Origin of the sequence: Enterobacter oligotrophicus (genome assembly GCF_009176645.1) — a bacterium.
GTDB lineage: Bacteria > Pseudomonadota > Gammaproteobacteria > Enterobacterales > Enterobacteriaceae > Enterobacter > Enterobacter oligotrophicus.
In genome coordinates this window covers 2,522,285-2,539,713 of the sequence record NZ_AP019007.1, presented here as the reverse complement: position 1 = coordinate 2,539,713, position 17,429 = coordinate 2,522,285, and the positions used below count along the sequence as shown (strand labels likewise).

The 17,429-nt window shown below is 55.7% G+C and carries 17 protein-coding genes; 9 read left to right on the top strand and 8 right to left on the bottom strand.

Annotated elements, in window-relative coordinates; all coding sequences use genetic code 11:
- Positions 1-95: 95 nt before the first annotated feature.
- From fdnG to fdhE, 4 genes are read left to right on the top strand one after another with little or no spacing between them, the layout of a single operon-like run.
- A complete protein-coding gene (gene fdnG, locus EoCCA6_RS12200; RefSeq protein ID WP_152082875.1) occupies positions 96-3,146 on the top strand; it encodes a formate dehydrogenase-N subunit alpha in 3,051 nt (1,016 codons plus the stop codon).
- Positions 3,147-3,158: 12 nt separating this feature from the next.
- Positions 3,159-4,061 (top strand): formate dehydrogenase subunit beta, encoded by a 903-nt coding sequence (fdxH, locus tag EoCCA6_RS12195; protein WP_152082874.1) that lies wholly within the window; start codon positions 3,159-3,161, stop codon positions 4,059-4,061.
- Positions 4,058-4,693, top strand: coding sequence for a formate dehydrogenase cytochrome b556 subunit (gene fdoI, locus EoCCA6_RS12190; RefSeq protein ID WP_008501832.1), 636 nt, complete (start codon positions 4,058-4,060; stop codon positions 4,691-4,693). The genes fdxH and fdoI overlap by 4 nt, the downstream gene beginning before the upstream one ends.
- Positions 4,690-5,619, top strand: a complete 930-nt coding sequence (gene fdhE, locus EoCCA6_RS12185; protein WP_152082873.1) for a formate dehydrogenase accessory protein FdhE — start codon at positions 4,690-4,692, stop codon at positions 5,617-5,619. The genes fdoI and fdhE overlap by 4 nt, the downstream gene beginning before the upstream one ends.
- A 39-nt stretch (positions 5,620-5,658) precedes the next feature.
- Here fdhE and EoCCA6_RS12180 read toward each other — a convergent pair whose 3' ends face one another.
- Both EoCCA6_RS12180 and EoCCA6_RS12175 read right to left on the bottom strand, forming a co-directional pair.
- Positions 5,659-6,030 carry a type II toxin-antitoxin system VapC family toxin gene (locus EoCCA6_RS12180; protein ID WP_152082872.1) on the bottom strand — a complete coding sequence of 124 codons (372 nt, stop codon included), beginning with the start codon at positions 6,028-6,030 and terminating at the stop codon, positions 5,659-5,661.
- A gap of 2 nt (positions 6,031-6,032) precedes the next feature.
- Positions 6,033-6,275 carry a ribbon-helix-helix protein, CopG family gene (locus EoCCA6_RS12175; protein WP_152082871.1) on the bottom strand — a complete coding sequence of 81 codons (243 nt, stop codon included), beginning with the start codon at positions 6,273-6,275 and terminating at the stop codon, positions 6,033-6,035.
- 202 nt (positions 6,276-6,477) lie between these two features.
- Here EoCCA6_RS12175 and EoCCA6_RS12170 point away from each other — a divergent pair, with 202 nt between their 5' ends.
- On the top strand, positions 6,478-7,395 hold the full coding sequence (locus EoCCA6_RS12170; protein ID WP_152082870.1) for an alpha/beta hydrolase: 918 nt from the start codon (positions 6,478-6,480) through the stop codon (positions 7,393-7,395).
- Positions 7,396-7,406: 11 nt separating this feature from the next.
- On the opposite strand, the gene fabY is transcribed toward EoCCA6_RS12170, so the two are convergent.
- The 6 genes from fabY to EoCCA6_RS12140 form a co-directional block, all read right to left on the bottom strand.
- A complete protein-coding gene (gene fabY / locus EoCCA6_RS12165; RefSeq protein WP_167515542.1) occupies positions 7,407-8,348 on the bottom strand; it encodes a fatty acid biosynthesis protein FabY in 942 nt (313 codons plus the stop codon).
- 44 nt (positions 8,349-8,392) lie between these two features.
- A complete protein-coding gene (dtd, locus tag EoCCA6_RS12160; protein WP_008501836.1) occupies positions 8,393-8,830 on the bottom strand; it encodes a D-aminoacyl-tRNA deacylase in 438 nt (145 codons plus the stop codon).
- On the bottom strand, positions 8,827-9,708 hold the full coding sequence (locus EoCCA6_RS12155) for a virulence factor BrkB family protein (RefSeq protein ID WP_152082868.1): 882 nt from the start codon (positions 9,706-9,708) through the stop codon (positions 8,827-8,829). Before EoCCA6_RS12155 ends, dtd begins: the two co-directional genes overlap by 4 nt.
- The gene (gene yihX, locus EoCCA6_RS12150; protein ID WP_152082867.1) at positions 9,702-10,301 is read right to left on the bottom strand and encodes a glucose-1-phosphatase; all 600 of its coding nucleotides are present in this window, start codon (positions 10,299-10,301) and stop codon (positions 9,702-9,704) included. Before yihX ends, EoCCA6_RS12155 begins: the two co-directional genes overlap by 7 nt.
- Positions 10,302-10,420: 119 nt before the next feature.
- On the bottom strand, positions 10,421-11,221 hold the full coding sequence (locus EoCCA6_RS12145; protein ID WP_152082866.1) for a DeoR/GlpR family DNA-binding transcription regulator: 801 nt from the start codon (positions 11,219-11,221) through the stop codon (positions 10,421-10,423).
- A gap of 34 nt (positions 11,222-11,255) precedes the next feature.
- Positions 11,256-12,152: a sugar kinase gene (locus EoCCA6_RS12140; RefSeq protein ID WP_152082865.1), complete on the bottom strand. Its 897-nt coding sequence runs from the start codon at positions 12,150-12,152 to the stop codon at positions 11,256-11,258.
- Between the two features lie 155 nt (positions 12,153-12,307).
- Between EoCCA6_RS12140 and yihU the strand changes: the two genes are divergently transcribed.
- From yihU to EoCCA6_RS12120, 4 genes are read left to right on the top strand one after another with little or no spacing between them, the layout of a single operon-like run.
- Complete coding sequence (yihU, locus tag EoCCA6_RS12135; protein ID WP_152082864.1) at positions 12,308-13,198, top strand: sulfolactaldehyde 3-reductase; 891 nt, start codon at positions 12,308-12,310, stop codon at positions 13,196-13,198.
- Positions 13,199-13,215: 17 nt separating this feature from the next.
- The gene (gene yihT, locus EoCCA6_RS12130; protein WP_152082863.1) at positions 13,216-14,091 is read left to right on the top strand and encodes a sulfofructosephosphate aldolase; all 876 of its coding nucleotides are present in this window, start codon (positions 13,216-13,218) and stop codon (positions 14,089-14,091) included.
- A 14-nt stretch (positions 14,092-14,105) separates the two neighbouring features.
- Complete coding sequence (gene yihS, locus EoCCA6_RS12125; RefSeq protein WP_152082862.1) at positions 14,106-15,347, top strand: sulfoquinovose isomerase; 1,242 nt, start codon at positions 14,106-14,108, stop codon at positions 15,345-15,347.
- A gap of 16 nt (positions 15,348-15,363) precedes the next feature.
- A complete protein-coding gene (locus EoCCA6_RS12120; RefSeq protein WP_152082861.1) occupies positions 15,364-17,388 on the top strand; it encodes an alpha-glucosidase in 2,025 nt (674 codons plus the stop codon).
- The last annotated feature ends 41 nt before the right edge of the window (positions 17,389-17,429 follow it).

The following is a 17,429-nucleotide window of genomic DNA, read 5'->3' as shown; positions in this document are numbered from 1 at the left end:
ATGAGGGATTAACGCAAATTCTCACCTTTGCGGTTAAATAATAACCGTGAAGCTAAAACTACATATGAAAGCAATGTCGAAACAAGGAGTGACCCATGCAGGTCAGCAGAAGGCAGTTCTTTAAGATCTGCGCTGGCGGTATGGCAGGCACCACGGCGGCGGCACTGGGCTTTGCGCCCGGCGTAGCGCTGGCGGAAACGCGGCAGTACAAACTGCTGCGAACCCGCGAAACCCGTAATACCTGTACGTACTGCTCTGTCGGTTGCGGGCTGTTGATGTATAGCCTCGGCGACGGTGCAAAAAACGCCAAAGCGTCTATTTTCCACATCGAAGGCGACCCGGATCATCCGGTCAACCGTGGTGCCCTGTGTCCTAAAGGGGCCGGTCTGGTGGACTTTATCCACTCCGAAAGCCGCCTGAAATTCCCGGAATACCGCGCGCCAGGCTCCGACAAATGGCAGCAAATCAGCTGGGAAGAAGCGTTTGACCGCATCGCTAAACTGATTAAAGAAGACCGCGATGCCAACTTTATTGCGAAGAACGCCGAAGGCGTGACGGTCAACCGCTGGCTCTCCACCGGGATGCTGTGTGCCTCAGCCTCCAGTAACGAAACCGGCTATTTAACCCAGAAATTCACGCGCGCACTCGGTATGCTCGCGGTCGACAACCAGGCGCGTGTCTGACACGGACCAACGGTAGCAAGTCTTGCTCCAACATTTGGTCGCGGTGCGATGACCAATCACTGGGTCGACATCAAAAACGCCAACCTTATTGTGGTGATGGGCGGTAACGCCGCTGAAGCGCACCCTGTCGGGTTCCGCTGGGCGATGGAAGCCAAAATCCACAACGGTGCGAAACTGATTGTGATCGATCCCCGCTTTACGCGTACTGCGTCGGTGGCGGATTTCTACACCCCTATTCGTTCAGGTACTGACATCACTTTCCTGTCAGGCGTATTGCTGTACCTGATGACCAACGAAAAATATAACCGTGAGTACACCGAAGCCTATACCAACGCCAGCCTGATCGTGCGTGAGGATTACCACTTCGAAGATGGCCTGTTCAGCGGTTACGACGCCGAAAAACGCAAGTATGACAAAACCAGCTGGAACTACGAGCTGGATGAGAAAGGCTTTGCGAAGCGCGACACCACCCTGCAACACCCGCGCTGCGTGTGGAACCTGCTGAAAGAGCACGTTTCCCGCTACACGCCGGAGGTTGTGGAAAACATCTGTGGTACGCCGAAGGCGGACTTCCTGAAAGTCTGCGAGCTTATCGCCGAAACCAGCGCTAAAGATAAAACCGCGTCGTTCCTGTATGCACTCGGCTGGACGCAGCACTCCATCGGCGCGCAGAACATCCGTACCATGGCGATGGTTCAGCTGCTGCTCGGCAACATGGGGATGGCAGGCGGCGGCGTGAACGCCCTGCGCGGCCACTCCAACATTCAGGGTCTGACCGACCTCGGCCTGCTGTCTCAGAGCCTGACGGGTTATATGAACCTGCCAAGCGAGAAACAACCAGACCTGCAAACCTACCTGACGGCCAGCACGCCAAAACCGCTGCTTGAAGGCCAGGTGAACTACTGGGGCAACTATCCGAAGTTCTTCGTCTCGCTGATGAAAGCGTTCTACGGTGACAAAGCGACGGCGGAAAACAGCTGGGGCTTTGACTGGCTGCCGAAGTGGGACAAAGGTTACGACGTTCTGCAGTACTTCGAGATGATGCACCAGGGCCAGGTCAACGGCTATATCTGCCAGGGCTTTAACCCGGTTGCCTCGTTCCCGAACAAGAACAAGGTTGTTGAATCGCTGTCAAAACTGAAGTTCCTGGTGACGATTGACCCGCTCAACACCGAGACCTCGACTTTCTGGCAGAACCACGGTGAGTCGAACGACGTCGATCCATCGAAGATTCAGACCGAAGTATTCCGCCTGCCGTCCACCTGCTTCGCGGAAGAGAACGGTTCTATCGTTAACTCCGGCCGCTGGCTGCAGTGGCACTGGAAAGGCGCGGACGCACCAGGTATCGCTATGAACGACGGCGAAATCCTGTCCGGTATCTTCTTACGCCTGCGTAAGATGTACGCGGCAGAAGGCGGCGCGACCCCGGAACCGGTGCTGAACATGACCTGGAACTACTCGACGCCGGAAAACCCATCTCCGGAAGAAGTGGCGATGGAGAGCAACGGTAAGGCACTGGCGGACGTTATCGACCCGGCTACCGGTGCTGTTCTGGCGAAGAAAGGCGATCAGCTCAGTACCTTCGCACACCTGCGTGATGACGGTACGACTTCCAGCGGCTGCTGGATCTTTGCCGGTAGCTGGACGCCGAAAGGCAACCAGATGGCCAACCGCGATAATGCCGATCCGTCAGGTCTCGGCAATACGCTCGGCTGGGCATGGGCATGGCCGCTGAACCGTCGCATCCTCTATAACCGTGCGTCTGCTGACCCGCAGGGCAACCCGTGGGACCCGAAACGTCAGTTGCTGAAATGGGACGGCGCGAAATGGGGCGGCGTGGATATTCCGGACTACAGCACTGCCGCACCAGGCAGCGATGTCGGGCCGTTTATCATGCAGCCTGAAGGGATGGGACGCCTGTTTGCTATCGATAAGATGGCGGAAGGTCCGTTCCCGGAACACTACGAGCCGTTTGAGACGCCGCTGGGCACCAACCCGCTGCACCCGAACGTGGTCTCTAACCCGGCAGCCCGTATCTTTAAGGGCGATTTTGATGCGCTGGGCAAAAAGGACAAGTTCCCGTACGTGGGCACCACTTACCGTCTGACCGAGCACTTCCACTACTGGACCAAGCACGCGCTGCTTAACGCCATCGCGCAGCCGGAGCAGTTTGTGGAGATCGGCGAGAAGCTGGCGAATAAACTCGGCATCGCCCATGGCGATACCGTGAAGGTCTCCTCTAACCGTGGCTACATTAAAGCCAAGGCGGTGGTGACCAAGCGTATTCGCACGCTGAACGTTCACGGTCAGCAGGTGGATACCATCGGTATTCCGATCCACTGGGGTTACGAGGGCGTGGCGAAGAAAGGGTTCATTGCGAACACCCTGACGCCGTTCGTCGGTGATGCGAATACGCAGACGCCGGAGTTCAAGGCCTTCCTCGTGAACGTGGAAAAGGTGTAACGGAGACGACTTATGGCTTATCAATCTCAAGACATTATCCGTCGTTCCGCGACTAACAGTTTCACGCCCGCACCTCAGGCGCGGGACCACCAGCAGGAAGTGGCGAAGCTCATCGATGTGACCACCTGTATCGGCTGTAAGGCCTGTCAGGTGGCCTGTTCAGAGTGGAACGACCTCCGCGACGAAGTGGGTCACAACGTCGGGGTGTACGACAACCCCGCCGACCTGACCGCTAAGTCCTGGACGGTGATGCGTTTCTCGGAAGTGGAGCAGAACGACAAACTGGAATGGCTTATCCGCAAAGACGGCTGTATGCACTGCGCGGACCCAGGCTGCCTGAAGGCGTGTCCGTCAGAAGGGGCTATCATTCAGTATGCCAACGGCATCGTCGACTTCCAGTCCGAACAGTGCATTGGCTGCGGTTACTGCATCGCGGGCTGTCCGTTCGACGTGCCGCGACTGAACCCGGAAGACAACCGCGTCTACAAATGTACGCTGTGCGTTGACCGTGTAAACGTCGGCCAGGAGCCTGCATGCGTGAAGACCTGCCCAACCGGCGCTATCCACTTTGGTTCTAAAGAGGATATGAAAACGCTGGCGGCAGAGCGCGTGGGCGAGCTGAAAACCCGCGGTTACGACAACGCAGGCCTGTACGATCCGGCCGGAGTTGGCGGTACGCACGTGATGTACGTGCTGCACCACGCCGACAAGCCGAATCTGTATCACGGCCTGCCGGAGAACCCGGAAATCAGCGCCACCGTGAAGTTCTGGAAAGGCATCTGGAAACCGCTGGCAGCGGTTGGTTTTGCTGCCACCTTCGCAGCAAGCATCTTCCACTACGTCGGCGTCGGTCCGAACCGCGCGGAAGAGGAAGACGACAACCTGCATGAAGAGAAAGACGAGGTGCGCAAATGAGAAAACGTGACACCATCGTGCGCTACACCGCGCCGGAACGCATCAACCACTGGGTCACCGCCTTCTGCTTCATGCTGGCGGCGATAAGCGGGCTGGGATTCTTCTTCCCGTCCTTCAACTGGCTGATGCAGATCATGGGGACACCACAGCTGGCGCGTATACTGCACCCGTTTGTTGGCGTCATCATGTTCGCGTCGTTCATCATCATGTTTTTCCGATACTGGCACCATAACCTAATCAATCGGGATGATATCTTTTGGGCGAAGAATATTCGTAAGATCGTCGTCAACGAGGAAGTGGGTGATACCGGGCGTTATAACTTCGGCCAGAAATGCGTATTCTGGGCGGCGATTATCTTCCTGGTCCTGTTGCTGGTGAGCGGCGTGATCATCTGGCGTCCGTATTTTGCGCCTGCTTTCTCAATCCCGGTGATCCGATTTGCGCTGATGCTGCATTCATTTGCCGCAGTGGCGTTAATTGTGGTTATCATGGTGCATATTTACGCCGCCCTCTGGGTGAAAGGCACCATTACCGCGATGGTGGAAGGATGGGTAACCAGTACGTGGGCGAAGAAACATCACCCGCGCTGGTACCGTGAAGTCCGCCAGAAACAGGAAAAGTCATCTGAATGAGTATTCGCATAATCCCGCAAGATGAGCTGGGTTCGAGCGAGAAACGCACGGCGGAATATATTCCGCCGTTGTTATTCCCCAGACTCAAGAACCTCTACAACCGCCGCGCAGAGCGTCTGCGCGAGCTGGCAGAGAACAACCCGCTGGGCGATTTTCTGCGCTTTGCCGCGCTGGTTGCCCATGCGCAGGAAGTGGTGCTGTACGACCACCCGCTGCAAATGGACCTGACCGCGCGCATCAAAGAAGCCAATGCCCAGGGCAAGCCACCGCTGGATATTCACGTGCTGCCGCGTGATAAGCACTGGCACACGCTGCTGCATTCACTGATTGCCGAGCTGAAGCCGGAAATGAGCGGCACCGCGCTGGCGGTCATTGAGAATCTGGAAAAAGCCTCCGATCAGGAGCTGGAAGAGATGGCGAGCGCGCTGTTTGCCTCCGATTTCTCGCAGGTCAGCAGCGATAAAGCGCCGTTTATCTGGGCGGCTCTGTCGCTCTACTGGGCGCAAATGGCAAGCCTGATCCCAGGAAAAGCCCGCGCCGAATACGGCGAAGCACGCCAGTTCTGCCCGGTGTGCGGCTCAATGCCGGTTTCCAGCATCGTACAGATTGGTACCACGCAAGGGCTGCGCTACCTGCACTGCAACCTGTGTGAAACCGAGTGGCACGTGGTGCGCGTGAAGTGCAGCAACTGCGAGCAGACTCGCGATCTCAACTACTGGTCGCTGGAAAATGAAGACGCAGCGGTGAAAGCTGAAAGCTGCGGCGACTGTGGTACATACCTGAAGATTCTGTATCAGGAAAAAGATCCGAAAGTCGACGCCGTGGCTGACGATCTCGCCTCGCTGATTCTCGATGCCAAAATGGAGCAAGAGGGCTTTGCCCGTAGCTCTATCAATCCGTTCCTGTTCCCTGGTGAAGGGGAGTAGTGTCCTGTGACAGTGCCGGGCGGCGTAAGTTTGCCCGGCCTACAGTTGGTAGGGAGAGACGACCCCTGCGATTCCGGCAAAGTCTTTTGTGTTGCGCGAAATTAGCGGGCAATTTCTGCTCTGAGCAGTAGCCAGAATAATGGCATCGGGCAGTTTCATCCCGTGTCTCTCGCGGAGCAAGACGCTTCTTTCAGCAATATCCCTTGAAACGTCAATAATCTCAAAAGCGCCCATTACGGCCGCCGTTTTCGCTTCATGACCATGTCTGCGCGCACCTACCATGACTTCCATCCATGTGATTAGGCTAATGGCCCGATGCGAAGCTGTGCAATCAATCGTATCCGCAGCTTCAACACGATTGTTAAAGAGATCGATGAGAATATTGGTATCAAACACCGCCATGTGTTCCATGATTACCACTCCTCACGCAGCTTACGTTCATACTCAAGCCCATCTTCCTGCTGGTTTCCCCACAGGCCAAGCGCATCGCGGATAACCAACGAACTCTGCTGGTCGAGATATTGTTCAATTGCTTCCCGAAGCAATTCGGCACGCGGCTGGTTCCGCAGCTGCTTAAGGTGATCAAGCCGTTGAATTACGTCATCTGACAAATCAATCAGTATTCTGCCCATATCAAGTTCCGCCAAAAGACTCATATATCACCTTAGTATATCAGAAATGGTTACTTTCCACGCACCATACCCCTGATTAATTCAGGGTTAAAGTGTATTTAAACGGCAGTAATAAATTTTGCGAGCCGTTTTCCATAACTTTCATTCCCTCAAATTTCTCTGTTTTCATCTGCTCTAAACCAGGTTATAAACCTGTATATGCATACAGCAAAAGGACGTAATAATCATGGCACTGGAAAAGGGTATTGATAAGCTGGTACAGGATTTTATTGCTGCAGGACGACCTTCCTCGCGAAAGCAAAGTATTGATGACCGGAGAGCCGGATATGTAGCCAGCACAGAACTTGCCGGGGAGACAGAAACTCGCGTCCACGTTGAAACGCGTGTTCTCGAGGGCATGACCATTCGGGTATTTTCTCCCCTCAATGCCCCAGAAACGTTACCTGCAACGGTCTATTATCACGGTGGATGCTTCATCAGTGGCGGCTTTGATACTCATGATAACCAGCTCCGTCAACTGGCGTTTTACAGTAACTGCAGGGTAATAGCCGTTCAATACAGGCTGGCACCTGAGCACATCTTCCCTGCCGCGCATGACGATGCAGAGAGAGGCGCGGAGCTGGTCTGGCAATTTGCAGCTAAATTGGGAGTGGATAAAAACCGGATCACTCTCTGCGGAGACAGCGCAGGCGCACATCTGGCACTGGTGACATCGCTGCGGCTCAAAGCGAAAGGTATCTGGCAACCGGCACAGCTGATTCTTATCTACCCTATGCTCGACGCTACGGCCAGTTTTGAAAGTTACACTCTCAACGGCACGGATTACATTATCACCCACGATACCCTGCTCAGCGGGTATGAAATGTATCTCGCAGGCACCAATCGCCAACATCCTGAAGCCAGCCCGCTGTGGCGGGATGATTTTAACGGCCTTCCGCCTGTACACATTGTTACCGCTGAATATGATCCGCTATGCGATGAAGGTGAGGTGTTATATCAGTATCTGTCAGAGCAGGGGGTGAACTGTACGGCTCAACGTTGGCTGGGTGTCATACATGGCTTCTTTCAGCTTGGCGGCGTAAGTCAGTCAGCGAGAGACGTAATGCAGGATATCGCCTGGCGGCTCGGTGCCGCCCGACGATAAAACGAGGGAGATTACTCCTCCTCGTTCCCGCCCTCTTCATACGCGCCATACGGCTTCGCCGGGAGAACAATATAGGTTCCTTCAAACACCGCGCCAGGCGTTTCATCGCCGAACAGCTCAACCTGCATCTGCACGCGGGCTTTGCGGCCTCGCGCCAGACGGTCGAGATCGCCACCCAGTGCACCGAGATCGGCCACGGCGCTCGGCTTTCCGCTGATCGGAGCACTATAGCGAATGTGGGCATCGGCCAGAATGATGGTGCCGCCCAGATGGCGCTCGCGCAGCATTAGCCAGATCAACCCCCAGCCGGTGAGCGTCGCCAGCGAGAAGAGACTGCCGGCAAACAGGGTGTGATGGGGATTCTGGTTGCCGACTTCCGGCATGGTCGTGATGAATTTTTGCCCGGTGTACTGCTGAATACGCACGCCCATCTTTTCACTGAGCGGAATATGCTCATACCACGCCTGTTGCAGCTGACCGCACCAGTCAGCGCGATGCAAAATGTCATCCAGCGTGGCGATGGGTTTAATCATCAAAAAGTGACGAATCGGCGTGGTTAATGGCGCAGTAATTTCACCCTGATTAACAAAACCGAGTTTAGAGAAGAACTCTACCGCATCTTCACGTGCGCTACAGGTGACGCGCTTTACGCCTTCCTGACGGGCGACGGATTCCAGGGTCATCGCCATCAGCGTACCCAGTCCTTTGTCCTGCACGGAAGGGTGAACCGCCATAAAGCGAATAGAGGCTTCATTGTCGGCATTGATATACAGACGCCCGACGGCAACGAGATTGCCCTCTTCATCCACCACCATCTGGTGATGCGCCATCGCGTCCCAGGCGTCGCGTTCAGACCCTTTCGGTTGATGTAACGGCTTGCGCAGCATTTCCCAGCGGAACTGGTAATAAGCCTCTAACTCTTCTTCCGTTTGCGGTACTCGAAGGTGATACATAGCTGTACTCTCTCTTGTTACCCGCGGCCGCGCCGCCAGTTGGCTCATACCTGGAGCCAGAATGTGACGGGGCCATCGTTCACCAGCGAAACCTGCATATCTGCAGCGAATCGTCCGGTTTGCGTATTCATTTCCTGTTGGCGACAACGCTCAACAAAATACTCATAAAGTGCTTCCGCGCGATCGGGCGCGGCACCTTTAGAAAAACTCGGTCGCATGCCGCGCTCGGTGTCGGCTGCCAGCGTAAACTGGGAGACCACCAGCACGCTGCCGCCCGCCTGTTGAACGTTCAGGTTCATCTTGCCTTCTGCATCGCTGAAGATACGGTAGCCCAGCACGCGTTCACACAAGCGGTTGGCTTTCTGTTCGTCGTCATCCTTTTCGACACCTAACAACACCAAAAGTCCTGGGCCAATTTCACCCGTCACCTCGCCCTCCACGGTGACGCTGGCACGGGTTACGCGCTGAATTAATGCAATCATGGTTGGTCTGCTTCTTGTTGTTTTTCAGCTTCTGCTGCTTTTTTAAGTTCGCGGTATACGCCGAGAGTGACAGTTATTTCGGCACCAAGCAAGACGATACACCAGGTCCAGTAAACCCAGACAAACAAAATGGGGATCACCGCCAGCACGCCGTAAATCAGCTGATACGACGGGAACATGGTGATGTAAAGGGCAAAGCCTTTTTTACCCAGCTCAAAGAGGAGTGCCGCCACCAGCGCACCAACGACGGCATCACGGTTGGGCACGCGCGTGGTCGGCACCACGCTGTAAAGTAGCCAGAACGAGAGCCACGATAAAATCAGCGGGAAGATACGCAGAACGTTATCAATGACGCTGTTTAAGTCACTCGCCCAGCGCAGAGAAAGAAGATATGAGCTGATAGCCAGGCTCGCCCCCGCCAGCAGCGGACCGAGCGTTAAAATCATCCAGTAGACGGCAAAGGAATAGACTTTGGGACGAACTTTTTTGCTTCGCCAGATGGTATTGAGCGCACTGTCGATGGAGTACATCAGCAGCAGCGCGGTGACGATAAGACCACATGCCCCTACCGCCGTCATCTTGCTGGAGTTAGCAACAAACTGTTCAATGTAGTTCTGTATGACGTCGCCGGTGGCGGGAATGAAGTTCGCAAAAACGAAGTGACGGAGCTGCAGGCTGACATCCGCAAACATCGGAAACGCGGAAAAAAGAGCAAAGATAACGGCCACCAGCGGCACCAGCGAAAGGAGCGAGACATAGGCGAGATTCCCCGCCAGTGTCGTCATGTTGTCCTCATCAATGCGATGCCAGAGCAGTTTCAGCCACGCCCTGAGCGGACGCGTATGGTGAGTGGCTTTTTGATGAACGTTTTTTAGCATAACTGCTTCGCAAAATAGTTCGGTATCGTCTCTTTTCCGGTCACCCGAATTGACGTGATACCCAACTGGTTAGCTCCTTCTATATTATCGGCGTTGTCATCAAAAAAGACCGCATCGGCCGCAGAGAATCCTTCCGCCTGCAGAACCGCCTGATAAATGCGAGCCTCTGGCTTGCGCATACCCATCTCCTGCGAGAGATAAATTTTATCGGCCGCCGCTTTTATTTCAGGGTACTCATCCGGCCAGAAGGTGGTGTGCAGACGGTTGGTATTGGACAGCACCACCACACGGTGACCTTGCTCACGCAGTTTTTGCATGATGTCGGTAACTTCAGGGCGGATCGCGACAAATACCGCCTGCCAGCCATGAGAAAACTGCTCGTAGCTTAACGGCAGATCCATTTCATGGCAGAGGCGTTCTGCGAATTCTTCGTCGCTGATTTCACCCCGTTCATGCTGATGGAAGGTCTCCCCCATGGTGAAACTCTGCTTTAACGCCGCCAGCGGGACACGGCTAAAGTCGCTCCATGCGCCCAGCACCCGATTAAAATCGATATCGACGATTACATTTCCTAAGTCAAAGATATAAAGCATGTTTATCTCCTTTTCGCCGTGGAAAAGTAACTGTAGCGGGAAAGATAAGGTTTGGCTATGCGTCAGATTCAGCTTAGAGAAAGGAATGGCCCGGACAGAATGTCGGGCCGTGAGAAGGGTCAGACAGCCTGCTGTTCGTCGGTCGAATTCACTTCAACGACTTCAACCTTGCTGGATTTAAGATGGTTTAGCAGCGCAGAGCCGGGAAGTTCATCGGTAAACAGTGCCGTCGCCTGCGCCACGTTACCAATTTCAACGGCAGCAGACGCGTGGTATTTCGTATGATCGGCCGCCAGTAAAATGTGCCGCGAGTGGGCCATCATGGTTTTCACCACGCTGGCTTCATTAACGTCAAATTCCATCATCGCGCCGTCGTGCTCTATCGCCCCAACGCTGGTCACCAGGTAATCGGCCCGGAAGCCGGAGACGAATGCCGTCGCCGCTGGCCCAATAATACCGCCATTATGCGGACGCAGCGTACCGCCGGGCACCATCACTTCAAAGCGCGGATTCTTATATAGAATGTGCGCCACCCGCAGGCTGTTGGTGATGATGCGCAAATGATTATGGTTAAGCAACGCCCTTGCAACATGCTCTACGGTGGTTCCGATGGTGATAAAAATCGTTGAACCATCAGGAATATAATCAGCAATGGCTTCGGCTATCGCCCGTTTTTCTTCCGTCAGTGATACTTCACGCTGCTCAAAAGCCGTATTGACCACGCTGGATGCCCTGCCCGCACCACCATGATGACGCGTTATCAGCCCCTGTTCGCTCAGCTTGCGAATATCCCGGCGCACCGTTTGCGTCGAGACATCCAGCAGTTGCGCCAGTTCATCAATATTCATATAGCCACGCTCAGCAATCAGTGTAAGCAGTTGATCGTGTCGCGGGTTGCCGGTTAGTTCGGTAAGGCTCATGGGCTGTCCTCTGAATACCATCACGCCCCGCATTTTATACAAAAAGTGACAAAAAAGAGCGGGTTTGATCACAGTCGGGTATACCCGCACGCCCGCCGGGCTTCGTACATTTTAGTGCTGCGACGGCGCTGGCAAAACGCACGGCGTCTGCTGCAGGTGCCTGCTGCGCCAGGCTGACCGCGAGCGCACCGTGGAAAACATCGCCTGCCCCTGTAGTATCAACGACTTCCACCGCATAGCCAGGCTGATGGCAAAGTTCGCCATTCTCAAGCCAGAAGCACCCTTCACGGCCCTGCGTGACATAGACGTGTCCATTTGTGAGCGTTTGTGCTTTTTTCAGTGCGTCTTTTGTATCATCCCCTTGAGTGAGACGACGCAAACCTGGGGCGGAAAAGGCCGCATGATCGCTTAAGGCAATAAGTTCACCAATATCCTGTGGGGTAATATCTGCATCAAGTAAGGTCTGCACACCCTGCTGGCGGGCAAGGGTAAACGCCTGTTTTGCCCCGTCGTGCCAGCGCACATCGGCTAACACAATATCCCATTGCGAGAAGTCGATTTCATGCAGCCAGCCTGCCGCAGCAGGGAGATCGGGGCTCGGGTAGTTCGCAATGACGCGCTCCCCGCTTGCGTCCACCAGCACCGCAGATTGTGACGAGCGGGCACCTTTAAATACGCGCGTATAGCGGGTGTTTACCCCCAGGGGCTCCAGCTCCGCGAGAAGTCTTCTGCCGGTATCGTCATCCCCCACCCGGCCAATAAAATCCACTGAAGCCCCCAGTTTCGCTGCCGCCACCGCCGCAGTTGCCGCCGGGCCACCGCCCACTTCCGTATAGTTTTTTGCGACATATTTTCCACCTTCTTTCGGTAAATCATCGAGATACCAGATGCGATCCAGCACGGTAATACCGACACAAACGATGCGAGTCATGGTGATTCCTTCTGCGTTTTCTGATGCCTTCATTTTAATTTCACCAAATGTTTAAAAAGTGACCCGTGTCAATTTTTTGACTATAAATTACAAATACGATCAAAAACAGACAACACAAACGCGCAAAAATTGACACGATATGACAGGAGAGAAGCATGTCAGCAATCGCATTTATCGGTTTAGGTCAGATGGGCGCGCCAATGGCGAAGAATCTGTTGAAACAGGGCCATCAGCTTCATGTCTTCGATGTGAACCCTCAGGCGGTCCAGGCGCTGGTGGAGAGCGGCGCACAAGCTGCAGCTACACCTGCACAGGTAGCAATGGATGCCGAATTCGTGATCACCATGCTGCCAAACGGTGACCTGGTACGCAGCGTACTGTTCGGCGAGCACGGCGTTTGCGAGGGGTTATCCCGCGACGCGCTGGTGATTGATATGTCCACCATTCATCCGCTGCAGACCGATGTATTAATTCGTGAAATGGCAGAAAAGGGGTTCAGCCTGATGGATGTGCCCGTCGGGCGCACATCGGACCATGCCATCGCCGGAACGTTACTCCTTCTGGCTGGTGGCACGGCGCAGCAGGTTGAGCGCGCCACGCCCGTGTTAATGGCAATGGGCAATGAACTTATTAACGCCGGTGGGCCGGGCATGGGCATCCGCGTGAAACTTATCAACAACTACATGAGCATTGCCCTGAATGCGCTTTCTGCGGAGACGGCCGTGCTATGTGAAGCGCTCGGCCTCTCCTTCGATGTGGCGCTGAAAGTGATGAGCGGTACGCCTGCGGGCAAAGGCCACTTCACCACGTCATGGCCGAACAAGGTGCTGAAAGGCGATCTTTCACCCGCCTTTATGATCGACCTTGCGCATAAAGATCTGGGCATTGCACTGGATGTGGCGAACCAGCTCCACGTGCCGATGCCGCTGGGCGCTGCCTCCCGCGAAATTTATAACCAGGCACGCGCCGCCGGGCGCGGGCGCGAAGACTGGACAGCCATTCTTGAACAGGTTCGCGCATCCGCCGGGCTGAAAAAAACACACTGATACGAAAGGACTGAGGAATGACGATGTACACCCTGAAAGATATCACCCGACCTTCCGGCGGTTTTGCAATGCTGGCCGTTGACCAGCGCGAAGCAATGCGCCTGATGTTTGCGGCGGCAGGCGCACCGGTGCCAGTTACCGATCGGCATCTCACGGATTTTAAGGTCAACGCGGCCAAAATCCTGTCGCCGTATGCCTCTGCAATCCTCGTCGATCAGCAATTTTGCTATCGCCAGATTGTGGAGCAACAGGCCGTCGCCAAAAGCTGCGCGATGATTGTGGCGGCAGACGAATTTATACCGGGGAACGGTATTCCCGTCGACAGCGTGGTGATTGATAAAAACGTTGATGCTCAGGCGGTCAAACGCGATGGCGGCAAGGCGTTGAAGCTGCTGGTGCTGTGGCGTAGCGATGAAGATCCGCAGCAGCGTCTGGAGATGGTGAAGACGTTTAATCAGCTGTGCCATGACAACGGGCTGCTCAGCATTATTGAACCGGTGGTGCGCCCGCCACGTCGCGGAGCCGCGTTTAACCGCGAACAGGCCATTATAGACGCCGCCAAAGAGCTGGGGGACAGCGGAGCCGATCTCTACAAAGTGGAGATGCCGCTGTTCGGCAAAGGCACACAGCTGGAGCTGCTCGCCGCCTCGCAGAAGCTGAACGAGAACATCGCCATGCCGTGGGTGATCCTCTCGTCCGGCGTGGACGATAAGTTATTCCCGCGCGCCGTGAGCGTGGCGATGCAGGCGGGCGCATCGGGCTTTTTAGCCGGGCGCGCCGTCTGGTCATCCGTGATTGGGTTGCCAGACACAGAGCTGATGCTCCGCGATATTTCCGTACCGAAACTGCAGCGTCTGGGTGAGATCGTCGACGAAATGATGGCTCGCTGCTAAGAAAGGACCCGAACATGAAATGGTTTAACACCCTGAGCCATAACCGCTGGCTCGAACAAGAGACCGATCGCATTCTCGATTTCGGTAAAAACGCCGCCGTACCGACCGGCTTTGGCTGGCTGGGCAATAACGGACAGGTTCGCAGCGATATGGGTACGCATCTGTGGATCACCGCCCGTATGCTGCACGTTTACGCGGTGGCGGCGAACATGGGGCGTCCCGGCGCGTATGCGCTGGTGGAGCATGGCATTAATGCCCTGAATGGCTCGCTGCGCGACAAACAGTACGGCGGCTGGTACGCCTGTGTTAATGACGAAGGCGTGATCGATGCTTCCAAGCAGGGATATCAACACTTCTTCGTCCTGCTGGGCGCGGCGAGTGCCGTCACCACCGGCCACCCGCAGGCACGTAAGTTGCTGGACGACGCCATCGAAGTGATTGAGCGCTACTTCTGGAGTGAACAGGAGCAAATGTGCCTGGAATCCTGGGATGAGGCCTTCAGCAAAACCGAAGATTACCGCGGCGGTAACGCCAACATGCACGCCGTGGAAGCCTTCCTGATCGTCTATGACGTGACGCACGACCGGAAATGGCTCGACCGCGCCCTGCGCATCGCCTCGGTGATTATTCACGACGTGGCCCGCAAAGGGGAGTACCGCGTTAACGAGCATTTCGACACCAACTGGAACCCGATCCGCGATTACAACATTGATAACCCTGCTCACCGTTTCCGTGCCTACGGCGGCACGCCGGGACACTGGATTGAGTGGGGCCGCCTGATGCTGCACCTGCGCGCCGCGCTGGAAGCGCGCTTTGAAACGCCGCCGGAGTGGCTGCTGGAAGATGCGAAAGGGTTGTTCCACGCCACCATCCGCGATGCCTGGGCACCCGACGGAGCCGATGGTTTTGTCTACTCCGTTGGCTGGGACGGCAAGCCTATCGTGCGTGAACGCGTGCGTTGGCCAATCGTCGAGGCGATGGGCACGGCGTATGCACTTTATACCGTCACCGGCGAGGCGCAGTACGAAGCCTGGTACCAGAAATGGTGGGATTACTGCATCAAGTACCTGATGGACTACGAGAACGGTTCCTGGTGGCAGGAGCTGGACACCAACAACGAAGTGACCACCAAAGTCTGGGACGGCAAGCAGGATATTTACCACCTGCTGCACTGCCTGGTGATCCCGCGCCTGCCGCTGGCTCCGGGCTTAGCCCCTGCCGTAGCCGCCGGTTTACTGGACAGCCAGGCCAAATAATAAAGACGGAGATCTTATGCGTACCCTACACAATATTAACCTGAAAAATAACGAAAGTGGTTTCACCCTGCACTGGCAGGACCGTCTGATTCTTTCACACTCGGTTGAGTCTCCTTGCCTGTGGATCGGCGCAGGTGAGGCCGATATCGAGATGTTTCGCGGTAATTTCAGCATCAAGGACAAACTCAACGAAAAGATTGCGCTGACGGATGCCACCGTCACGCAACAAAACACGGGCTGGGCGATCCGTTTTACTCGTGGCGACGCGGTGAGTGCCACGCTACTGGTAGGTGTCGATGTCGAAGGCCGGCTGGAGCTGAAGCTCAATAACGACGCCACCAGCCATAACCGCATCTGGTTACGGCTGGCGGCTCAGCCTGACGATCACATTTACGGCTGCGGCGAGCAGTTCTCGTACTTTGACTTGCGCGGCAAGCCGTTCCCGCTGTGGACCAGCGAACAGGGCGTGGGCCGCAATAAGCAGACTTATGTGACCTGGCAGGCCGACTGCAAAGAGAATGCGGGCGGCGACTACTACTGGACCTTCTTCCCGCAACCTACCTTCGTGAGTACGCAGAAATATTATTGCCACGTCGATAACAGCTGCTACATGAATTTCGACTTCAGCGCGCCGGACTTCCACGAACTGGCGTTCTGGGAAAATAACGCCACGCTGCGCTTCGAATGTGCAGAAACGTATGTCGATCTGCTGGAAAAACTGACCGGCCTGCTGGGACGTCAACCCGAACTGCCGGACTGGGTGTACGACGGCGTGACGTTGGGTATTCAGGGCGGTACCGACGTGTGCCAGCAAAAGCTGGATACCATGCGCAACGCTGGCGTGAAGGTGAACGGCATCTGGGCGCAGGACTGGTCCGGCATCCGCATGACGTCCTTCGGCAAACGCGTGATGTGGAACTGGAAGTGGAACAGCGAGCTTTATCCGCAGCTTGACGAGCGAATTGCGCAGTGGAAAGAGGAAGGCGTGCAGTTCCTCTCCTATATCAACCCCTATGTCGCCAGCGATAAGGATTTGTGCGAGGAGGCGTCAAAGCGCGGCTATTTGACCAAAGACGCCGACGGCAAGGACTACCACGTCGAATTCGGCGAGTTCTACGCGGGCGTTATCGACCTGACCAACCCGGAAGCCTGGGACTGGTACAAAGAGGTCATTAAAAAGAACCTGATCGCGCTGGGATGTGGCGGCTGGATGGCCGATTTCGGGGAATATCTGCCGACCGATACCTTCCTGCACAACGGCGTCAGCGCGGAGATCATGCATAACGCCTGGCCTGCCCTGTGGGCGAAATGTAACTACGAGGCGCTGGAAGAGACCGGCAAGCTCGGGGAGATCCTGTTCTTTATGCGCGCGGGCTATACCGGCAGCCAGAAGCACTCGGTGATGATGTGGGCGGGAGATCAGAACGTTGACTGGAGCCTGGACGACGGCCTGGCATCGGTGGTGCCAGCAGCGCTGTCTCTGGCGATGACCGGGCACGGCCTGCACCACAGCGACATTGGTGGCTATACCACCCTGTTCGAGATGAAACGCAGCAAGGAGCTGCTGCTGCGCTGGTGCGATTTCAGCGCCTTTACGCCGATGATGCGTACCCACGAAGGGAACCGTCCTGGCGATAACTGGCAGTTCGACGGCGATGCGGAAACCATCGCGCACTTCGCGCGCATGACCACCGTCTTTACCACCCTGAAGCCGTATATCAAAGCCGCCGTCGCGCAGAACGCGAAAAGCGGCCTGCCGGTGATGCGCCCGCTGTTCCTGCACTATGAAGACGACGCGCGCGCCTACACGCTGAAATACCAGTATCTGTTTGGCCGTGACCTGCTGGTCGCGCCTGTTCATGAAGAGGGACGCCGCGACTGGACGTTGTATCTGCCGCAGGACAACTGGGTCAATGCCTGGACGGGTGAAGCGTACCAGGGCGGTGAAGTGACCATTGCCGCTCCACTCGGCAAACCACCGGTCTTTTATCGCCAGCAAAGCGAATGGGCAGACCTGTTTGGCACCTTACGTCATATCTGATAAGGCTTGCCCGCAGGGAAATCTGCGGGCAGTCGGAGAAT